This is a genomic window from Serratia sp. CY33525 (assembly GCF_052169115.1).
GTDB lineage: Bacteria > Pseudomonadota > Gammaproteobacteria > Enterobacterales > Enterobacteriaceae > Serratia > Serratia sarumanii.
Window position 1 is genome coordinate 14,259 of record NZ_JBJNLK010000012.1, and the last position, 18,680, is coordinate 32,938.

Genomic DNA, 18,680 nt, shown 5'->3' on the forward strand with positions numbered 1-18,680 from the left:
AGGCATTAGCCCATGCGGTAGTTCGGCGACTCTTTGGTGATGGTCACGTCGTGCACGTGGCTTTCCTGAATGCCGGCGCCGCTGATGCGCACGAACTCCGCCTTGGTGCGCAGATCGTCGATGGTGGCGCAGCCGGTCAGGCCCATGCAGGAGCGCAGGCCGCCCATCTGCTGGTGCACGATGGCTTTCAGCATGCCTTTATAGGCCACGCGGCCTTCGATACCTTCCGGCACCAGTTTGTCGGCGGCGTTATCGGTCTGGAAGTAACGGTCGGAAGAGCCTTTGGACATCGCGCCCAGCGAGCCCATGCCGCGGTAAGATTTGAACGAACGGCCCTGATACAGCTCGATTTCGCCCGGGGATTCTTCGGTGCCCGCCAGCATGGAGCCGACCATCACACAGGATGCGCCCGCGGCGATCGCTTTGGCGATGTCGCCGGAGAAGCGGATGCCGCCGTCGGCGATAACCGGGATGCCGGTGCCTTCCAGCGCTTCCACCGCATCGGCGATGGCGGTGATCTGCGGTACGCCCACGCCGGTCACGATGCGGGTGGTACAGATGGAGCCAGGGCCGATACCGACTTTCACCGCGCTCACGCCGGCTTCAGCCAGCGCTTTGGCGCCCGCTGCGGTCGCGACGTTGCCGCCGACGATCTGCAGATCCGGGTATTTGGCGCGGGTTTCGCGGATGCGCTGCAACACGCCTTCGGAGTGGCCGTGCGAGGAGTCGATCAGCAGAACGTCAACGCCTGCCGCCACCAGCGCGTCAACGCGCTCTTCGTTGCCGGCGCCTGCGCCGACCGCCGCGCCCACGCGCAGACGGCCGTGCTCGTCTTTACAGGCGTTCGGTTTGCGTTCCGCTTTCTGGAAGTCTTTAACGGTGATCATGCCCAGCAGGTGGAAGCTGTCGTCCACCACCAGCGCTTTTTCTACGCGCTTTTCGTGCATCTTCTGCAGCACCACGTCGCGCGCTTCACCTTCTTTCACGGTGACCAGACGATCTTTTGGCGTCATGACCGCGGTGACCGGCTGGGTCAGATCGGTCACGAAGCGCACGTCGCGGCCGGTGATGATGCCGACCAGCTCGTTGTCTTCGGTGACGACCGGGTAACCGGCAAAGCCGTTGCGCGCGGTCAGCTCTTTCACTTCCTGCAGCGTGGTGGATGGGGTAACGGTCTGCGGGTCGGTAACTACGCCGCTTTCATGCTTCTTCACGCGGCTGACTTCTTCAGCCTGGCGCTCGATGGACATGTTTTTGTGGATGAAGCCCAGGCCGCCTTCCTGCGCCAGCGCGATGGCCAGGCCGGATTCGGTAACGGTATCCATGGCTGCGGACAGCATAGGGATGTTCAGGCGGATGGTTTTGGTCAGTTGGGTGCCGAGCTCTGCGGTGTTAGGCAGAACCGTGGAGTGGGCTGGAACCAGGAGGACGTCGTCAAACGTCAGAGCTTCTTTAGCGATACGTAGCATGGGCAATATCTCACCAGGGTGGGCTGTGAAAAAGATAAAATATTGCCGCGGCATTATACAGAGCGGAATCGGTTGCCTCCAGCACTTTCTTACAAAAAGTCTTGATTACCTTTTTCAGCCATGTAGTATCGACCAATTAAGTGATTGTTTTGAAATTTGATCTGGGTCACATGTCGCTACCTGTTTCGCCTTCCATTTTTACCGTAAGCCGCCTCAATCAGACGGTTCGCCAACTGCTGGAAATGGAAATGGGGCAGATTTGGCTCTCCGCCGAGATCTCCAACCTCTCCCAGCCCGCCTCCGGCCACTGGTATTTCACGCTGAAAGACGATCGCGCCCAGGTGCGCTGCGCGATGTTCCGCAACAGCAACCGCCGCGTCACCTTCCGGCCGCAAAACGGCCAGCAGGTATTGGTGCGCGCCAGCATCACGCTGTATGAACCGCGCGGCGACTACCAGCTGATCGCCGAGAGCATGCAGCCCGCCGGCGACGGCCTGCTGCAGCAACAGTTCGAGCAACTGAAACAGCGCCTGAGCGCCGAAGGGCTGTTCGATCAGCAGTTCAAGCAGCCGCTGCCCGCCCCAGCCAAACGCGTCGGGGTGATCACCTCCGCCAGCGGCGCGGCGCTGCACGATATTCTGCAGGTATTGCAGCGGCGCGATCCGTCGTTGCCGATCGTCATCTACCCCACCTCGGTGCAGGGCGCCGAAGCGCCGATGCAGATCGTGCGCGCCATCGAGGCCGCCAACCGCCGCGACGAATGCGACGTGCTGATCGTCGGCCGCGGCGGCGGTTCGCTGGAAGATCTGTGGAGCTTCAACGACGAACGCGTGGCGCGGGCGATCTTCGCCAGCCGCATTCCGATCGTCAGCGCCGTCGGCCATGAAACCGACGTCACCATCGCCGACTTCGTCGCCGATCTGCGCGCGCCGACCCCTTCCGCCGCCGCCGAACTGGTCAGCCGCAATCAGCTCGAGCTGTTGCGCCAGCTGCAGTCGCAGCAGCAGCGGCTGGAGATGGCGATGGATTACTATCTGGCGCAGCGCCAGCAGCAGTTCACCCGCATTCACCACCGTTTGCAGCAGCAGCATCCGCATCTGCGCCTGGCGCGCCAGCAGACGCTGCTGTTCAAGCTGCAGCGCCGGATGGAAGACGGCATGCAGCAACAGCTGCGCCTGGCCGCCCGCCGCAGCGAACGCGCCCAGCAGCGGCTGGCGCAGGTGCAGCCGCAGGGCCGCATTCATCGCTACCAACAGCGCGTGCAGCAGCAGGAATACCGCCTGCAGCAAGCGATGGAGCGGCAGCTCAACGCCTACCGCCAGCGCTTCGGCGTGGCCTGCAGCCAGTTGGAAACCGTCAGCCCGCTGGCGACGCTGGCGCGCGGCTACAGCGTGACGCAAACCCCGCGCGGCGAGCTGCTGAAAACCACCAAGCAGGCGCAGGTCGGCGAACTGCTGAAAACCCGCCTGCAGGACGGCTGGGTGGAAAGCGAGGTGAAAACCATCACCGTCGCCAAGAAGCCGCGCAAGAAACGCGCGGCCGAGTAACCCCTACTCCAGCGTAAAACGCTCGCCCGGTTCGCCGTTCACCCACAGCGCGCGCATTTCGCCTTCCGGCAGGCTGAGCGCCAACGTGCGCCAGGCCGGGCGGAAACGCCCTTCCGTCGTGATATCCAGCATGATGCGCTGATGGTCGCAGCGCATTTCCCAACGCAGCCACAGCGCATCGCCCTGTCGCCAGCCTTCGCTTTCACCGTCGTCCTCAAACAACAGCCCGCTGCTTGCGCCGCAGCCCTTGAGCGGAAACAGCTGCAGCTCGCGCCGATCGTCGGCGGCCACGTCCACATGCGCCAGCCGCTGCGACAGCGGCAGCGCCGCCCCGGCGCGCACCAGCAGCGGCAAACGCTCCAGCGGCGCCTCCAGCGTCACCGTCTGGCCGCCGCCGAACCATTGGCCGCTGTAGAAGCAGTACCAGCCTTCGCCGTTGTCCGGCAGATACACCGAACGCCGGCGCTGCCCCGGCTCCACCACGCTGGCCACCAGCAGATCGCGGCCGATCAGAAAATCGTCGTTCTCGCCGAAGGTGCGCGCATCCTGTTCATGATCGAGGAAGGTCGGGCGCAGCATCGGCTCGTCGTCGGCGCAGGCCTGCCACAGCAGGGTGTAGAAATACGGCAGCAGCCGGTAACGCAGGTTGATCGCCTCGCGCACCGCCGGGGTGGCGGCCGGGTACATCCAGGGCTCGTTGACCGTGGCGTCGTCGTTCCAGGAGTGGATGGTGAAACGCGGATGCATCACGCCGTTTTGCACCCAGCGCACCAGCAGCTCCGCGTCCGGTTTGTCGCCCGAGAAGCCGCCGACGTCGTGGCCAAGGTTATACAGCCCGGACAGGCTCATGCCCAGCCCCATACGGATGTTGTAGCGCAGCGTCTGCCAGCTGGTGCGGTTGTCGCCGCTCCAGGTCTGCACGTAGCGCTGCATGCCGGCGCAGCCGGAGCGCGAGATCAGGTACGGCCGCTTCTGCGGCGCGAAGCGCTGCTGGGCCTCCATCGAGGCGCGCATCATCAGCAGCGGCATCACCGGGCGGATGTGCTTGATGGCGATTGGCCGCCCGAAGCCGTGGCAGCGTGCTTCGCCATCCCACACTTCGTACTCGTTGTTGTCGTTCCAGGTCGAGTCGATGCCCATCTCCAGCAGCTGCTGCGTGACGCCCTGCTGCCACCAGCGCACCGCCGCCGGGTTGGTGAAGTCGAGGTGCGATCCCTCGTCATCCCAGAAGCTGGAACGCTCGGGCGCGTCGCTTTGCGAATCGCGGATGAACAGCCCCTGCGCCGCCACCGCCTGATACTGCGGGTGATCTTGCAGCAGGCACGGCTTGATGTTAGCCGCCAGCCTGAGACCGGCGTCGTGAAACGCCTGGCTCAATAGCTTGGGCTGCGGCACCTTGTCGTAATTCCAGTTGAACACGTAGCGCTTGTTGTTGATCGAGGTGTAGCCCGACGACAGCTGGAAGGAGTCGCAGGGAATGGCGTGTTGACGGCACAGCGCGATGAACTGCTGCAGCTGCTGCTGGGCATCCGGCGCGTCGGTGTAGTGCATGGTCGAGCCGCTGTAGCCCAGGCTCCACTTCGGCCCGAAGTGGGTGCGGCCGGTCAGGCGCACGAAGGCCTTGGTGACGTCCACTACCTTCGGCCCGAGGAACAGGTAGTAATCCAGATCGCCCGCTTCGGCCTGATAGCGGCGATAGGCCGCGTGGTAGTTGTCGATCTCGTTGCCCAGATCCAGCCAGCAACTGCTCAGGTTATCGTAAAACAGGCCGAAGCTCGCCTCCGGCCCGCGGGTGATGGTAAACGGAATGTGTTTGTACAGCGGGTCGGTACTGGCGGCGTTATAGCCCATCGCGTCCAGATTGCGCATCTCGAAGCGGCGGCCGGTGCGTTCCAGATCGCCGGCCTTCTCCCCCAGGCCGTAATAGCGCTCATCGGCGAAACGCCGCTGGTAGTGCGCCACGCCGTCGCCGTGCGCATTAAGCAGGTAGGCGCTGGTCGGCCGATCCGCCGCCAGCGGCCGCCATTCGCCGGCGGCGTTGCAATATTCCCATTCCAGCCACAGCGGCTGATGCACCGTCACGCGCAGCAGCGGCGTGCTGACCACCAGCCGATCGCCCTCCTGGCGCAGCTGGTAGCCCGGCAGGCTGAAGCCGGCGACGCTGAGCCGATCGCGCCCCTCCCAGGGCACATCCTCCTGCGGCGCGATGCTCCAGGTGCGATCCAGCGCCAGTTCGCCCTCACGTTTGATCAACACGCGGAACAGACCGTCTTCCAGCACGTACAGGCAGAAACGGTGGCGTTCATCGACCAGCAGCTCAACGTGGTCGGCATGCTGCGCCGCCAGCGTCCAGTTTTTCAAGGTTTTCATAAGCATTCCACTTAGCTGTGTGAAGGTGTTTTCTTACCGCCGCGTTCGGCGATCAGGGCAATCAGGAACAGGGCACCGATCAGATCGAAGAAGCCCATGGCGATGAACAGCGGGTTGAAGCCGATGGTGTCGGATACCGCGCCGATCAGCAGCGTGAACAGGAAGCTGGCGATCCAGGCGCTGGATCCGCGCATGCCGTTGACCGTCGCCATCTGGTTTTTATCGAACGACTCCACCACCAGCGCGCTGAGCATGCAGGAGATCACCTGGTGACCGAAGCCGCCGATCGAGATCAGCGCGATCGCCACATAGGGATCTTGGGTGATCGCCACGAACGCCAGCGACACCATCAGGAAAGCGCCGGTCACCGAGCTGGCGACCACCGAGTTGACGCGGCTGCAGCCGAACCATTTGCGGTACAGGGTGGTGAGATAGCCGCTGGCGACGCTGCCGATATCCGCCGCCAGGAACGGCAGCCAGGCGAACATCGCGATCTGTTTCAGATCCATGCCGCGTTCGGTGGCCAGGTACAGCGGCACCCAGAAACTGAATACCGCCCAGGCCGGCTCGGCGAGAAAGGCCGGGATGGCGATGCCGTAAAACTTCTTGTTCTTGCACAGGCTGGCCAGCGAGGTGAGGAACGGCAGCTTCGGCAGCACCGGTTCGTTGTCTTCGCGGATCAGATCCAGCTCTTGCTGGCTGAGGTTCGGGTGCTGCTGCGGCGAGTGGTAGAACAGCCACCACAGCACCACCCAGATCAGCGCCAGCCCGCCGGAGAACAGGAAGGCGCCCTGCCAGCCGAAGGAGACGTGAGCGATGACGATGATCGGCGGTGCCAGCATGGCGCCGATGGAGAAACCGACGCCCGCCCAGCCGGCGGCGATCGGCCGCTCCTTCTTCGGAAACCAGTCGGAGATCGCCTTGGCGTTGGCCGGGGTGGCCGCCGCCTCCGCGCCCCCCATGAAGAAACGCAGAATGGCCAGTTGCAGCCAGCTGCCTGCGCCGGCGTGCAGCATGCATACCACCGCCCAAATACCGGCGCAGATCAGAAAGCCCATCTTCAGGCCGATAACGTCGATCAGCCAGCCGCAGATCGGCTGAAACACCGTGTAAGCCAGTTGGAACGACGCCACCACCCAGGCATATTGCTCGGTGCTCATGTTCAGGCTGGTTTTCAGCTCCGGCGCCAGAATGCCCAGCGAGTTGCGGGTGATGTAGTTGACCGTGACGCCCAGCAAGAACAGCGCCAGCATCCACCAGCGCAGCGATTTGAACTTGCGCCGGCCGCTCTGCGCGACCGCCTGATTGATCTCCACACTCATCGGTTCTCTCCCCGCGGCCGCCGGCTACGGCGACGCGCGTTTTGGTAGGGTACGTTGTGCTATCAAACACGGGGCGGTGAAAACGGGTCGGCGCCATATCATTGGCCGACAGACAATCACAACCCCATGATTTATTTTTGTTTTCATTTTCGCACACCGTTAAAATTGGACTGACAGGTCGCTAAAATTGGTGTACCAATGCAGACTACCCAGCGAGAGCGCGCAGCGAAACGCTGTTTTTTGCAAAGATTTTCACAGGCGGGTGAAAAAATAGTCATAATGACCAAGAAATCCGGTCAAGACGCTGAAAATCTGCAATGAAAATATTCTCACGGACGAATTTGAAGGAGATCACAGAATGAACGGAAAGCTGAAAATTCAGGAGATCGCTCGCCAAACCGGGTTGTCGATCAGCACCGTTTCCCGCGTGCTGGCAGGCAAGGCCAACACCAGCGCCGAGGCGCGCCGCAAGGTGCTGGACTGTGCGCAGCAAAACGGCATTCTGCAGGGCATTTCCAGCGGCCGACTAATGCTGAACAACGTGATGGTGTTCGCGCCGCAGCGCGCGTTCGACGTACGCACCGACATCTTCTACTACAAGGTCATTCAGGGTATCGCCGCCGCGCTGATGGAGCACGAGGTGCGCATCCGCTACTGCGGGCTGGAAGAGCAACACAGCGACGGCGCGCTGTTTCTGGAAAAGATGAGCGACCCGCACACCGAAGCGGCGCTGATCATCGGCATCGACGACGAGCATATCCACACCCTGGCCGCCGATCTGCACAAGCCCTGCGTGCTGATCAACTGCAGCGATCGGCAGATGCGGCTGGACAGCGTCTCGCCGGATCATCAGCTGATCGGCGACTATTCCGCCAGCTACCTGTTTCAGCAGGGGCACAGCCATATCCTCAATCTGCAATGCCTGCGCCGCCACACCATGGAGCTGCGGCTGGCGGGCATCCGCCAGGCCTACGCCCGGCATCATCTGCCGTTCGACGACGGCCGCCATCTGATCACCACCTCCGGCTTCGGCGGCGAAGAGGCCGAGCAGGCGCTGACCACCTATCTCGACGGCATCCACGGCCACTCCCCGCTGCCGACGGCGATCCTGGCCGGCGGCGACTACATGGCGGTCGGGGCGGTCAAAGCGCTCAACAAGCGGGGGCTGAGCGTGCCGGGCGACGTCTCGGTGATGAGCACCGACGGCTTCAATCTGGCGGAAATCCACGATGTGCCGCTGACCTCGGTGCAGGTGCCGCGCGACGAACTGGGTTACGAGGCGATCCAGCTGCTGCAGCGGCGCATGCTGCGCGCCGACGCGCCGCCGTGCAATCTGCTGCTGCACGGCCGGCTGGCGGTGCGCGCCTCGGTGCGACGCATCAGCCCGCACAAGACCGCGCCGGCGGTGAGCACGCATGACCACAGGCTTTATGACGAGTAGGCTACACTTAGGCACAGTGCATTCATTCGATGAGGTAAAATTTTTGCCTAAGGAGAGCCACTATGCCAGCCCAGCGCATGCGTTCCGTCATTCCTCCCTACATGCTGCGCCGCATCATTGAACACGGCAACGCCCCGCAGCGCGACTGCGCGCTGCACACGCTGAACCACGTGCAAAGCCTGCTCGGCAACAAGCCGCTGCGTTCGCCGACCGAGAAAAACGCCCGAGCCGGCGAAGCGCTCCGCGATATCTACGACGCCCAGAACGGCACCCAGCTGCCCGGCAAACAGGTGCGCAAAGAGGGCCAGCCCAGCAACCACGACGTGGCGGTGGACGAAGCCTACGACTACCTCGGCGTCACCTACGATTTCTTCTGGCAGGCCTACCGCCGCAATTCACTGGATAACCAGGGGCTGCCGCTGGTCGGCAGCGTACACTACGGCAAGGAGTACCAGAACGCCTTCTGGAACGGCCAGCAGATGGTGTTCGGCGACGGCGACGGCGAGATCTTCAACCGTTTCACCATCGCCATCGACGTGGTCGGCCACGAGCTGGCGCACGGCGTGACCGAGAGCGAAGCCGGGTTGATCTACTACCAGCAGTCCGGGGCGCTCAACGAGTCGTTGTCCGACGTATTCGGCTCGTTGGTCAAGCAGTTCCACCTGCAGCAAACCGCCGATAAAGCCGACTGGCTGATCGGCGCCGGGCTGCTCGCCGAGGGCATCAAAGGCAAAGGGCTGCGCTCGATGTCGGCACCCGGCACCGCCTACGACGATCCGCTGCTGGGTAAAGACCCGCAGCCCGCCAGCATGAAGGATTATATCCAGACCAAGGAAGACAACGGCGGCGTGCACCTCAACTCCGGCATCCCCAACCGCGCCTTCTACCTGGCGGCGACGGCGCTGGGCGGCTTCGCCTGGGAGAAAGCCGGTTACGTCTGGTATGACACGGTGTGCGACAAAGCGCTGCCGCAAAACGCCGACTTCGCCACCTTCGCCCGCACCACGGTGAAACATGCGCAGGCGCGTTTCGATCAGAGCGTGGCGGACAAGGTGCAGCAAGCCTGGCATCAGGTGGGGGTGGAATAATGAAACCGCTGCCGACGCTCAATCAGGATACGGTCATTGAGCTGGCGCGCGAGGGAGGCTTTGCCTACATTCCCAAACTGGCGGGCCAGCGCCGCATCGCGCTGGCCGATATCACGCCGGAGCAGCGGCAGCGCCTGAATCAGTTGCTGAACCAGACGCTGCCCTATGCGCAGGAAGAAGGCCAGCCCACCTCCCCCGGCTGCGGCGACCAGCGCTACTACCGCGTGCAAATCAACTACACCAGCCCCACCCTGAGCACTGAGATCGTGCTGTTAATCCCGGAAAGCAGCGCGCCGCAGGCGCTGGTGGATCTGTGGAAAACCGGCCAGGTGGATGAGTGAGGGCTTACAGCGGCTGATAGCTGAAATTCACCCGTTTTTTGGAGATCAGCCCGTGCCCGTTCTGGCACAGGTAATCCACCGCCCCGCAGGCTTTCAATTCTTGCAGCGGCTGCCCGCACGCCGGGCAGCTCGCCAGCTGCCGATAATCGCGCTGGCAGGCTTCACAATGGTAGTGACCCGCTACCCACTTCATGGTCTGACGGCAGTGCGGACAGTGCGCTTCCATAACGACTCCAGGTTAAATCGCGCCCCATGAGCGCAAGAAATAAATCCCCAACGCGGTGGTGAAGAACGAACCGACGGTGGTGATGGCGATAATGTTGGCCGCCAGCGTGGCGTTGCCGCCCATGGCGCGCGTCATCACATAGCTGCCCGACGCGGTCGGCGTGGCGGAAAACAGGAAGATAATGCCCAGCGCAGCCCCCTGAAACCCGCACAGCCAGCCGGCCAGCGTCATCAGGCACGGCACCAGAAACAGCTTGGCCGCCGACGACAGCGCCGCCACGTTGGACGAACGGAACATGGCGCGAAAATCCAGGCTGGCGCCGGTGCACAGCAGCGCCAGCGGCAGCGACAGCGCAGAGATATAGCTGCCGGTTTGGCGGATCACGGTCGGGATGCCCAGCCCGGTTTGCGCGTACAGCAGCCCGCACACCAGGCCGATGATCAGCGGGTTGGTAACGATGCTGCGCAGCAAAGACAGGTGGCTGATTTTCTTGCCCTGCCCGCCCTGCAGGCTGCGCGTGAGGGTGATGACCGACAGTATGTTGAACAGGATCACCGTCACCGTCAGGTACAGCGAAGCGAGCGCAATGCCTTCGCTGCCGTAGGCGGTCATGGCGTAGGCCAGGCCAACGATGGCGGTATTGGCACGGAAACCGCCCTGCACGAACACCCCGCGCTCACGCGGTTCTTTCACCAGCCACTTGGCGGCCAGCTCCAGGAGCAGGAAGGTCGCCAGCGTGCCGACCGCGCCGAACAGCACCAGCGGCAGGTTGCCGAGCAGCTGCGGATGGTTGGTGGCGATGCTGAAAAACAGCAGGCACGGCAGCGCCAGATTGAACACCAGGCGGGTCGCGCCGTCGACGAAGCGGTCATCCATCAGGCGCCAATGGCGCAGCAGGATCCCCAACAGCATCATCAGCAGATTCGGCACGGTGACGTTAAACGCAAAACTCCAGGTTTCCCAGGACATGGTGTTCCTTCAGGCAGGCGAGGTAATCTTCAGATAATAAAACGATTTCGGGCCAATAAAAAAGGGGCGCGGCATCACTGCCGCGCCCCTCATGAGCGATTACTTGCTCTTTTTCAGGTGGCTCATCAGGCGCTTGCGCTTACGCATCTGGGTCGGCGTCAGCAGGTTGCGTTTGCCGGCGAACGGGTTGTCGCCCTCTTTGAACTGGATGCGGATCGGCGTCCCCATCACGTTCAGCGAGCGGCGGAAGTAGTTCATCAGGTAGCGTTTGTACGAATCGGCCAGATCGCTGACCTGGTTGCCGTGGATCACCACGATCGGCGGGTTGTAACCGCCGGCGTGAGCATATTTCAGCTTCACACGGCGGCCGCGCACCAGCGGTGGCTGGTGATCGTCAACCGCCATCTGCATGATTTTGGTCAGCATCGAGGTGTTTACGCGGCGGGTTGCGCACTCGTAGGCTTCCTGCACCGATTCGAACAGGTTGCCGACGCCGCTGCCGTGCAGCGCGGAAATGAAGTGCACGCGCGCGAAGTCGACGAAGCCCAGACGCAGGTCGAGCATCTCTTTCACGTGCTCGCGATCTTCTTCGCTCATGCCGTCCCACTTGTTGACCGCAATCACCAGTGAGCGCCCACTATTGAGGATAAAGCCGAGCAGCGAGAGATCCTGATCGGAGATGCCTTCACGCGCGTCGATCACCAGCAGCACCACGTTGGCGTCTTCAATCGCCTGCAGGGTCTTGATCACCGAGAACTTCTCGACGGTTTCAGTCACCTTGCCGCGTTTACGCACCCCGGCGGTGTCGATCAGCACGTATTCGCGTTCGTCACGCACCATCGGAATGTAGATGCTGTCGCGGGTAGTGCCCGGCATGTCATACACCACCACGCGCTCCTCGCCGAGGATGCGGTTAGTGAGCGTAGACTTACCGACGTTCGGACGGCCGACGATCGCCAGCTTGATCGGCAGATCCTGCGGGTTGAACGCTTCTTCTGGCTCTTCGTCTTCTTCGCCTTCCAGCGTTTCGCCGTTTTGCTCGGCCCAGTAAGCGGCGTTGGCCTCTTCCTCGGTCAGCTCGACGTCTTCCGGTTTTTCCGGCACGAACGGCACCAGCACGTGTTCGATCAGTTGGGTCACGCCACGGCCGTGGGAAGCGGCGATAGCGAACACTTCACCCAGGCCGAGCGAGTAGAAATCGGCGGTGGCGGTGTCCGGATCCAGACCGTCGGTCTTGTTGGCCACCAGGAAGGTCGCCTTCTGGCGGCTGCGCAGGTGCTGGGCGATGCCCTGATCCGCCGGCATCAGGCCGGCGCGGGCGTCGACCATGAACAGCACGATGTCCGCCTCTTCGATCGCCAGCAGCGACTGACCGGCCATGCGCGTTTCGACGCCGTCTTCGGTGCCGTCGATACCGCCGGTATCGACGATGATGAATTCATTGCCTTCGATTTCAGCACGACCATACTTGCGGTCACGCGTCAGCCCCGGGAAATCCGCCACCAGCGCATCGCGCGTATGGGTTAAACGGTTGAACAAGGTGGATTTACCCACATTCGGGCGCCCGACCAGCGCGACGACAGGTATCATTGTTGAAGCCTCATTACTTAATAATCAATGCGTTACTGCACTGTGGATAGACACCAGCGGTGCAGCTTATAAAAATACGAAACGGCCCCTGAACATTCAGGAGCCGTTTTCAAGCCTTGCGACGAGCGGCGTTAGCGGGTGAAAGCGTAAACTTTCCCGCCGCGAGCCTGGATGACCAGCTTGTCGCCGGCCACCATCGGCGCAGACAGGAAGCCGGAGCTGTCCACTTCCTGCTGGGCGACAAAACGGCCATCGGTGGTATTGATCCAGTGCAGATAGCCTTCGGCGTCACCGGTCACCAGATAACCATTATACATCACCGGCGGCGTCAGGTTGCGGTGCAGCAGATCGCTTTGCGTCCACACGGTCACACCGCCTTCGGTGCTGAGCGCGACTACGCGATCGTTTTGGTCGATCAGGTAGATGCGGCCCGCGTCGACGATGAAATCGTTCACCGAACCCAGCTCGCGTTTCCAGATGATCTGGCCGGAACGCAGATCCAGCGCCGTCAGGTTGCCGTTGTAGCCCAGCGCGTAGACCACGCCATCAACGATCACCGGCGTGGTGTCCACGTCGTTCAGGCGATCGATTTCGGTCGCGCCGCTCGGCTGAGAAATACGCTGTTGCCAGATCAGTTGGCCCTGCTGCATCAGCACGGCGCTGACGCGGCCGTTGTCACCGCCGACGATGGCGGCGCCAAAGGCGACGGCCGGCGCGGATTCACCGCGCAGCGACAGCGAAGGCATGTCCAGGTTAACCGTCCATTTCACCGCGCCGTCGGCTTCGTTCAACGCCTGCAGCATGCCGTTGGAGGTGTGCACCAACACCATACCGTCGCTGACAACCGGACGGGAGATCGCTTCGCCGGCCACTTTGGTCTGCCAGGCGATGGCGCCGTCGGCGGTGTTCAATGCGTAAACCACCGCTTTTTCGCTGCCGACGTAAACCTTGTCACCCGCGACCGTCAGGCCGCCCGACAGCAGCGCAGACAGGTTGCTGGAGAAGAAACCGGTCTTCTCGGAGAGATTGACCTTCCACTTCTCGTTGCCGCTGTCGGCGTCCATCGCTTTCACGATGCCGAAGCGATCGGCGGCGTAAATGGTGCTGTCCTGATAGGCCGGACGCAGGTGGGAGTAATACTCACCGATGCCGTCGCCCACCGAGGTGCTCCACGCCTTGCTCGGCGTAAACTGATTTTCAACTTTCGGCAACGGCGACATGGTAACCACGTCTTCTTCGCTGTTAAACAGCGAGCAACCACTCAGCAAGGCAGCGGAAACCAGTCCGACCAAGAGTGTTTTACGCAATTGCATGGGAATTCCCCTTAGCTGGACAAGTTATTCAATTTCATGCGCAGCAGAACCTGCAGCGCCTGAGAAGCGTTGGACTCAATGCCTTTGCTGTAAGCTTCGCGCGCGCCCTTGGCGTCGCCCTTGGCCAGCAGCACATCGCCGCGCACATCCTGCATCATCGCCGCCCAGCCTTCGCCTTTCACGCCATCCAGCGTTTTCAGCGCTTCATCCAGCTTTTTCTCCTGCAGCTGGACGCGCGCCAGACGCAGGTCGATCATCGCCAACAGGTTGTCGTCTTTGGTCTGGCCCTGCGCCAGCGCCAATTGCTGTTCCGCCTTGGCGAAATCATTCTGTTCGACAAAGTGCTTGGCCAACTGCAGCGCGGCCAATACGCCGTAGCTGTTGCCGTTAGCCTGGACAAATTTCTCCGCGGCAGCCACGTCATCCGGCTTGCCGGCCGCCAGACGATCGCTGGCTTCCTGATAGGATTGCGACGCAGCCATCATGTTGGAGTTTTCATGGCTCTGCCAGTAACGCCAGCCAACCAGGGCACCAATTCCGAGCACCACGCCCACCGCCAGCGCTTTGCCGTTCTCGGCAAAGAACCGACGCAGTGCGTCGACTTGTTCGTTTTCAGTGGTATAGACTTCCACGGTGTCCTTCTCCTTAACCTAACATCAAAGCCAGACGCGCAGCGACTTCGCTTTGCGCCAGCGTTTCTTGTTCACCACTGCGCAGGTCTTTCACCACCACCTGCTGCGCCGCCACTTCGCTCTCACCCAGGATCAGCGCAATGCGCGCGCCCCATTTGTCCGCACGGGTGATCTGCTTCTTGAAGTTGCCGCCGCCGTAATTGGTCATCAGCTTCAGCTGCGGCGCCGCGTCGCGCACCTGTTCAGCCAGCTGCATCGCCGCGCTCTGGGTGCCCGCGCCGGAAGAGATGACGTACACGTCGATAGCCGACGGCGCCTTGAATTCCGGGTTAACCGCCTGCACCAGCAACACCAGGCGTTCGAGGCCCATGGCGAAACCGACCGCCGGGGTGGCGCGGCCGCCCAGTTGCTCGACCAGGCCGTCGTAACGGCCGCCCGCGCAGACGGTGCCCTGCGCGCCCAGGCTGGTGGTCACCCACTCAAACACGGTGCGGTTGTAGTAATCCAGACCGCGCACCAGGCGCTCGTTAACGGTATATGGGATACCTGCCTGCGCCAAAAGTTCACACAGACCGGCGAAGTGAGCACGGGATTCTTCATCCAGGTACTCGGACAGGCGCGGCGCGTCGTTCAACAGCGCCTGCACCTCAGGATTCTTGGAGTCCAGCACGCGCAGCGGGTTGCTGTACATGCGGCGTTTGCAGTCTTCGTCCAGCACCTCAACGTGCTGCTCCAGGAACGCCACCAGCGCGTCGCGGTAGTTGGCGCGCGCCTCCAGCGAACCGATGGAGTTCAGCTCCAGCTTGACGTGCTCGGCGATGCCCAGCGCTTTCCACCAGCGGGCCGTCAGCAGGATCAGCTCGGCGTCGACGTCCGGGCCTTGCAGGCCGAACACTTCCGCGCCCAGCTGATGGAACTGACGGTAACGACCCTTCTGCGGGCGCTCGTAGCGGAACATCGGGCCGATGTACCACAGACGCTGTTCCTGATTGTACAGCAGACCATGTTCGATGCCGGCGCGCACGCAGCCGGCCGTCCCTTCCGGACGCAGCGTCAGGCTTTCGCCGTTGCGGTCTTCGAAGGTATACATCTCTTTTTCCACGACGTCGGTCACTTCACCGATCGCGCGTTTGAATAACGGGGTCTGCTCTACAATCGGCAACCGGATTTCGCTGTAACCGTAGCTGCCCAGCACCTGCTTGAGGGTGCCTTCAATACGCTGCCATAATGCCGTTTCTTCCGGCAGGTAGTCGTTCATGCCGCGAATGGCTTGAATGTTCTTTGCCACGTGAGTTCTCTGTCCGTTGTCTGTAAAAATGAACCTGATTATAGGGACTTTGCCGCCCGGTATTCAACGCGGATGCGGTTTTCTGCCCTTCAGGTTCATAAACAAGCGGGCCAACAGGCCCGCCGTGTAGCGATAACGCTTATTTTTCCAGCAGGTTGACCGTGATGCGGTTGCTTTCGTCCATCATCGCGGCCTTGGCGCGAATTTTCGCTTCCAACTGGTCGATCATCTGTTCGTTGTCGAAACGCTCTTTCTGGCGCACGCCGTCTTCATAGAAGCCGCTCTTCTTGTGGCCGCCGGTCACGCCCATGGTGGACACCAGCGCTTCGCCCGGGCCGTTCACCACGCAGCCGATGATCGAAACGTCCATCGGCGTGATGATATCTTCCAGGCGCTGCTCCAGCGCGTTCACCGTGCCGATCACGTCGAACTCCTGACGCGAACAGGTCGGGCAGGCGATAAAGTTGATACCGCGTGCGCGGATGCGCAGCGACTTCAGGATATCGAAACCGACCTTCACTTCTTCGACCGGATCCGCCGCCAGCGAGATGCGCAGGGTGTCGCCGATGCCTTCAGACAGCAGCATGCCCAGGCCGATGGCCGATTTGACCGACCCGCTGCGCGCGCCGCCGGCTTCGGTGATGCCCAGATGCAGCGGCTGATCGATGCGCGACGCCAGCAGGCGATAAGATTGCACCGCCAGGAACACGTCCGACGCCTTGACGCTGACCTTGAACTGGTCGAAGTTGAGGCGATCGAGGATGTCCACGTGGCGCATGGCGGATTCCAGCAGCGCTTCCGGCGTAGGTTCGCCGTACTTTTCCTGCAGGTCTTTCTCCAGCGAGCCGCCGTTGACGCCGATGCGAATCGGGATGTTCTTGTCGCGGGCGCAGTCCACCACCGAGCGAATGCGCGATTCGTTGCCGATGTTGCCCGGGTTGATGCGCAGGCAGTCTACGCCGTATTCGGCAACCTGCAGCGCGATGCGATAATCGAAGTGGATATCGGCGACCAGCGGCACGTTGACCTGCTGCTTGATCAGCTTGAACGCCTCGGCGGCGTCCATGGTAGGAACCGAAACGCGGACGATGTCGACGCCCACGCGCTCCAGCGCTTTGATCTGATTAACCGTTGCTTCAACATCGGTGGTACGGGTGTTGGTCATCGACTGCACGGCAATCGGCGCGCCATCACCAATAGGCACCTTGCCGACGTAAATGCGTGTAGATTTTCGACGGTTGATGGGCGCTTGGTTATGCATTACTTACTCTCCATTGCTGCTCTGACATCACGACCGGTGCCGCGCGATTACTGCGCGGCGACGGTCAGGCGAGCAACACGGTTTGACTTAACGAACCGGCTTAAATCAACCGGCTTACCCTGATACTGGATCTGTACTGCCGCCGGCGCGCCGATGGTCAGTTTATACGGCGCAGTGCCGGTCAGGTTCAGCTTGCCACCCTGTTTCTGGGTGCCGCTGAACAGCGTCTTACCGCTCGAATCGGTCACCTGCAGCCAGCAGTCGGCAGAGAAATCCATCACCAGCGCATTCGGATCGGCCGCCGGCGCAGCCACGCCCGCATCGGCGGTCGGCAACGGCGCTTGTGCCGCCGGCGCGGTTTCCGGCAGGGTGGTCTGGCTTGGCGACACCACGGCAGGCTGCTGCTGAGCCGCGCTTGGCGCCTGGGCGGTCGCCGCCGGCGCCTGAGCCGCTGCGCCAGTATCGGCCGGCGCGGCGCTGTTGTCGGTCAACGGCACGTTGGTGCCGGTGTCGGCATTGCCGTCGGTCAGCGGCACGGACTGCCCTTCGTTATTCTGCGAAAGCTGCGCGGAGGACTGATCGGCCATGGTGGCGATCTCTTCCTGCTGGGCCTTGTGGTTTTGCCACCACCAGGCGCCGGTCAGGCCGATCACCACGAACACGATAAGCCAGGTGAAGCTCATCAGCCAGCCGTCGCGTTTCTTGCGGCGCTTGCCCAGCGAGAAGCTTTGCATCGGCGCCACTTTCGCCATCTTCAACGGCGCCTGCTTGGCCAGCATCGGCAGCAGTTCGTCTTCCGGCAAATGCACCAGCTTGGCGTAGGAACGGATGTAGCCGCGCACGAAGGTGGACGCGAGGTCAGCGGACACGCTGTCTTCCTCGATATCGCGCACGGTGGACATTTTGAGACACAGGCGTTCTGCAACGGTCTGTTGGCTCAGCCCGAGTTGCTCACGGGCCTGACGCAGGCGCTGGCCCGTCGTCATGGATACGGTTTTATCTTGGGAGGCTTCAGTATTCATTAGCTAAGAACTGCTGGTACTGTTTGGATTGTGGAAAACTTCGCGCTAGCTGCTTGCCATAGCGTTGAACGCTATCCTGACGGCCGGCTAACGCGGCGAAACGAATCTGTAACCATAAGCTGCTGGCGCTGGCCGGCAGAACATGCTGATAAACATCCAATAAAAGTTGCGACTGGGCGCGCTTCCCTTCTCCAAATTGCTTTTCGGCCTCCGCCAACAGCGGAGTGCCTTTGTCCGGATCGACTTTCAGCGCGCGGCTCAACAGCGTGCGCGCCTCATCGTTTTGTCCGGCCTTGAGAAAACAGTAACCTGCGTTTTCCAGGCTGTCGGCGACCTGGCCATAATCGGGCGCCAGCGCCGCAGCGCTAAACTGCTGTTGCGCCGGTACATACTGCCCTAAACCGCAAAGAAACGCACCGTAATTATTCAATACGGTGCCATTGCCCGGCGCAAGTTTGAGCGCTTGCCGATAACGCTGTTCGGCCGCGGCATTTTCACCGATCCGCTGTTCATAGAGCGCCATGCCCAACTGCGTGCGGTAATCCTGCGGGGCCGCGTCCAGCGCCTTTTCCAGGTTCTGGCGCGCGGCGTCCATGTCGCCTTGCTGCAGGTACTCCAGGCCTAGCTGCAACCGCGTTTGGCCCGCCTCAGAGACTTGTGCTTCCTTTTCCGGCGCTGAACCGGAACACCCGGCCAACAACCCGGCCGCCAGCCACACACCCCACAGTTTCAGCTTCATGCCCGCATTCATTTCCTTATCGGCCGTCAGCTAACGCCCATCAGCGACACACTTTCGCATAA

The 18,680-nt window shown here is 62.0% G+C and carries 16 protein-coding genes; 4 read left to right on the forward strand and 12 right to left on the reverse strand.

Annotated features, from left to right (window positions below):
• Nucleotides 1–5: 5 nt before the first annotated feature.
• Entirely contained in the window at nt 6–1,469 is a 1,464-nt protein-coding gene (gene guaB, locus ACJ8IM_RS22240; RefSeq protein WP_033635581.1) for an IMP dehydrogenase, read from the reverse strand.
• A 170-nt stretch (nt 1,470–1,639) separates the two neighbouring features.
• Here guaB and xseA point away from each other — a divergent pair, with 170 nt between their 5' ends.
• Nucleotides 1,640–3,016, forward strand: a complete 1,377-nt coding sequence (gene xseA / locus ACJ8IM_RS22245; protein WP_031299944.1) for an exodeoxyribonuclease VII large subunit — start codon at nt 1,640–1,642, stop codon at nt 3,014–3,016.
• Nucleotides 3,017–3,019: 3 nt separating this feature from the next.
• On the opposite strand, the gene ACJ8IM_RS22250 is transcribed toward xseA, so the two are convergent.
• Both ACJ8IM_RS22250 and ACJ8IM_RS22255 read right to left on the reverse strand, forming a co-directional pair.
• Nucleotides 3,020–5,386: a glycoside hydrolase family 31 protein gene (locus tag ACJ8IM_RS22250; protein ID WP_033654275.1), complete on the reverse strand. Its 2,367-nt coding sequence runs from the start codon at nt 5,384–5,386 to the stop codon at nt 3,020–3,022.
• A gap of 11 nt (nt 5,387–5,397) precedes the next feature.
• A complete protein-coding gene (locus tag ACJ8IM_RS22255; RefSeq protein WP_033635583.1) occupies nt 5,398–6,708 on the reverse strand; it encodes an MFS transporter in 1,311 nt (436 codons plus the stop codon).
• 358 nt (nt 6,709–7,066) lie between these two features.
• On the opposite strand from ACJ8IM_RS22255, the gene ACJ8IM_RS22260 reads away from it, so the two are divergent.
• The 3 genes from ACJ8IM_RS22260 (at nt 7,067) to ACJ8IM_RS22270 (ending at nt 9,578) form a co-directional block, all read left to right on the forward strand.
• Nucleotides 7,067–8,149: a LacI family DNA-binding transcriptional regulator gene (locus tag ACJ8IM_RS22260; protein WP_033654276.1), complete on the forward strand. Its 1,083-nt coding sequence runs from the start codon at nt 7,067–7,069 to the stop codon at nt 8,147–8,149.
• 62 nt (nt 8,150–8,211) lie between these two features.
• Nucleotides 8,212–9,237 (forward strand): M4 family metallopeptidase, encoded by a 1,026-nt coding sequence (locus ACJ8IM_RS22265; RefSeq protein ID WP_033648910.1) that lies wholly within the window; start codon nt 8,212–8,214, stop codon nt 9,235–9,237.
• Entirely contained in the window at nt 9,237–9,578 is a 342-nt protein-coding gene (locus tag ACJ8IM_RS22270; protein WP_033635587.1) for a protealysin inhibitor emfourin, read from the forward strand. The genes ACJ8IM_RS22265 and ACJ8IM_RS22270 overlap by 1 nt, the downstream gene beginning before the upstream one ends.
• Before the next feature lie 4 nt (nt 9,579–9,582).
• Here ACJ8IM_RS22270 and ACJ8IM_RS22275 read toward each other — a convergent pair whose 3' ends face one another.
• The 9 genes from ACJ8IM_RS22275 to pilW all read right to left on the reverse strand — a co-directional run bounded on the left by ACJ8IM_RS22275 (nt 9,583) and on the right by pilW (nt 18,618).
• The gene (locus ACJ8IM_RS22275; RefSeq protein WP_033654277.1) at nt 9,583–9,804 is read right to left on the reverse strand and encodes a zinc ribbon domain-containing protein; all 222 of its coding nucleotides are present in this window, start codon (nt 9,802–9,804) and stop codon (nt 9,583–9,585) included.
• 12 nt (nt 9,805–9,816) lie between these two features.
• Entirely contained in the window at nt 9,817–10,773 is a 957-nt protein-coding gene (locus tag ACJ8IM_RS22280) for an AEC family transporter (protein WP_033648913.1), read from the reverse strand.
• A 99-nt stretch (nt 10,774–10,872) separates the two neighbouring features.
• Nucleotides 10,873–12,363: a ribosome biogenesis GTPase Der gene (gene der, locus ACJ8IM_RS22285; protein ID WP_004941442.1), complete on the reverse strand. Its 1,491-nt coding sequence runs from the start codon at nt 12,361–12,363 to the stop codon at nt 10,873–10,875.
• A gap of 131 nt (nt 12,364–12,494) precedes the next feature.
• Nucleotides 12,495–13,676 carry an outer membrane protein assembly factor BamB gene (gene bamB, locus ACJ8IM_RS22290; RefSeq protein ID WP_033648914.1) on the reverse strand — a complete coding sequence of 394 codons (1,182 nt, stop codon included), beginning with the start codon at nt 13,674–13,676 and terminating at the stop codon, nt 12,495–12,497.
• Between the two features lie 11 nt (nt 13,677–13,687).
• Nucleotides 13,688–14,308 carry a YfgM family protein gene (locus ACJ8IM_RS22295; protein ID WP_033635592.1) on the reverse strand — a complete coding sequence of 207 codons (621 nt, stop codon included), beginning with the start codon at nt 14,306–14,308 and terminating at the stop codon, nt 13,688–13,690.
• Between the two features lie 13 nt (nt 14,309–14,321).
• On the reverse strand, nt 14,322–15,596 hold the full coding sequence (gene hisS, locus ACJ8IM_RS22300) for a histidine--tRNA ligase (RefSeq protein WP_033635593.1): 1,275 nt from the start codon (nt 15,594–15,596) through the stop codon (nt 14,322–14,324).
• Between the two features lie 139 nt (nt 15,597–15,735).
• The gene (ispG, locus tag ACJ8IM_RS22305; protein ID WP_016929756.1) at nt 15,736–16,857 is read right to left on the reverse strand and encodes a flavodoxin-dependent (E)-4-hydroxy-3-methylbut-2-enyl-diphosphate synthase; all 1,122 of its coding nucleotides are present in this window, start codon (nt 16,855–16,857) and stop codon (nt 15,736–15,738) included.
• Nucleotides 16,858–16,904: 47 nt separating this feature from the next.
• The gene (gene rodZ, locus ACJ8IM_RS22310) at nt 16,905–17,879 is read right to left on the reverse strand and encodes a cytoskeleton protein RodZ (protein WP_033654278.1); all 975 of its coding nucleotides are present in this window, start codon (nt 17,877–17,879) and stop codon (nt 16,905–16,907) included.
• A complete protein-coding gene (gene pilW, locus ACJ8IM_RS22315) occupies nt 17,869–18,618 on the reverse strand; it encodes a type IV pilus biogenesis/stability protein PilW (RefSeq protein ID WP_033638557.1) in 750 nt (249 codons plus the stop codon). Before pilW ends, rodZ begins: the two co-directional genes overlap by 11 nt.
• Nucleotides 18,619–18,680: the final 62 nt, after the last annotated feature.

What these genes read in the sequence shown, in the direction of transcription:
- der (WP_004941442.1), bottom strand. Translation starts at nt 12,363, where the DNA reads ATGATACCTGTCGTCGCGCTGGTCGGGCGCCCGAATGTGGGTAAATCC.
- ACJ8IM_RS22265 (WP_033648910.1), top strand. Translation starts at nt 8,212, where the DNA reads ATGCCAGCCCAGCGCATGCGTTCCGTCATTCCTCCCTACATGCTGCGC.
- ACJ8IM_RS22270 (WP_033635587.1), top strand. Translation starts at nt 9,237, where the DNA reads ATGAAACCGCTGCCGACGCTCAATCAGGATACGGTCATTGAGCTGGCG.
- ACJ8IM_RS22260 (WP_033654276.1), top strand. Translation starts at nt 7,067, where the DNA reads ATGAACGGAAAGCTGAAAATTCAGGAGATCGCTCGCCAAACCGGGTTG.
- ACJ8IM_RS22275 (WP_033654277.1), bottom strand. Translation starts at nt 9,804, where the DNA reads ATGGAAGCGCACTGTCCGCACTGCCGTCAGACCATGAAGTGGGTAGCG.
- ACJ8IM_RS22255 (WP_033635583.1), bottom strand. Translation starts at nt 6,708, where the DNA reads ATGAGTGTGGAGATCAATCAGGCGGTCGCGCAGAGCGGCCGGCGCAAG.
- bamB (WP_033648914.1), bottom strand. Translation starts at nt 13,676, where the DNA reads ATGCAATTGCGTAAAACACTCTTGGTCGGACTGGTTTCCGCTGCCTTG.
- xseA (WP_031299944.1), top strand. Translation starts at nt 1,640, where the DNA reads ATGTCGCTACCTGTTTCGCCTTCCATTTTTACCGTAAGCCGCCTCAAT.
- ACJ8IM_RS22250 (WP_033654275.1), bottom strand. Translation starts at nt 5,386, where the DNA reads ATGAAAACCTTGAAAAACTGGACGCTGGCGGCGCAGCATGCCGACCAC.
- pilW (WP_033638557.1), bottom strand. Translation starts at nt 18,618, where the DNA reads ATGAAGCTGAAACTGTGGGGTGTGTGGCTGGCGGCCGGGTTGTTGGCC.
- guaB (WP_033635581.1), bottom strand. Translation starts at nt 1,469, where the DNA reads ATGCTACGTATCGCTAAAGAAGCTCTGACGTTTGACGACGTCCTCCTG.
- ispG (WP_016929756.1), bottom strand. Translation starts at nt 16,857, where the DNA reads ATGCATAACCAAGCGCCCATCAACCGTCGAAAATCTACACGCATTTAC.
- rodZ (WP_033654278.1), bottom strand. Translation starts at nt 17,879, where the DNA reads ATGAATACTGAAGCCTCCCAAGATAAAACCGTATCCATGACGACGGGC.
- ACJ8IM_RS22280 (WP_033648913.1), bottom strand. Translation starts at nt 10,773, where the DNA reads ATGTCCTGGGAAACCTGGAGTTTTGCGTTTAACGTCACCGTGCCGAAT.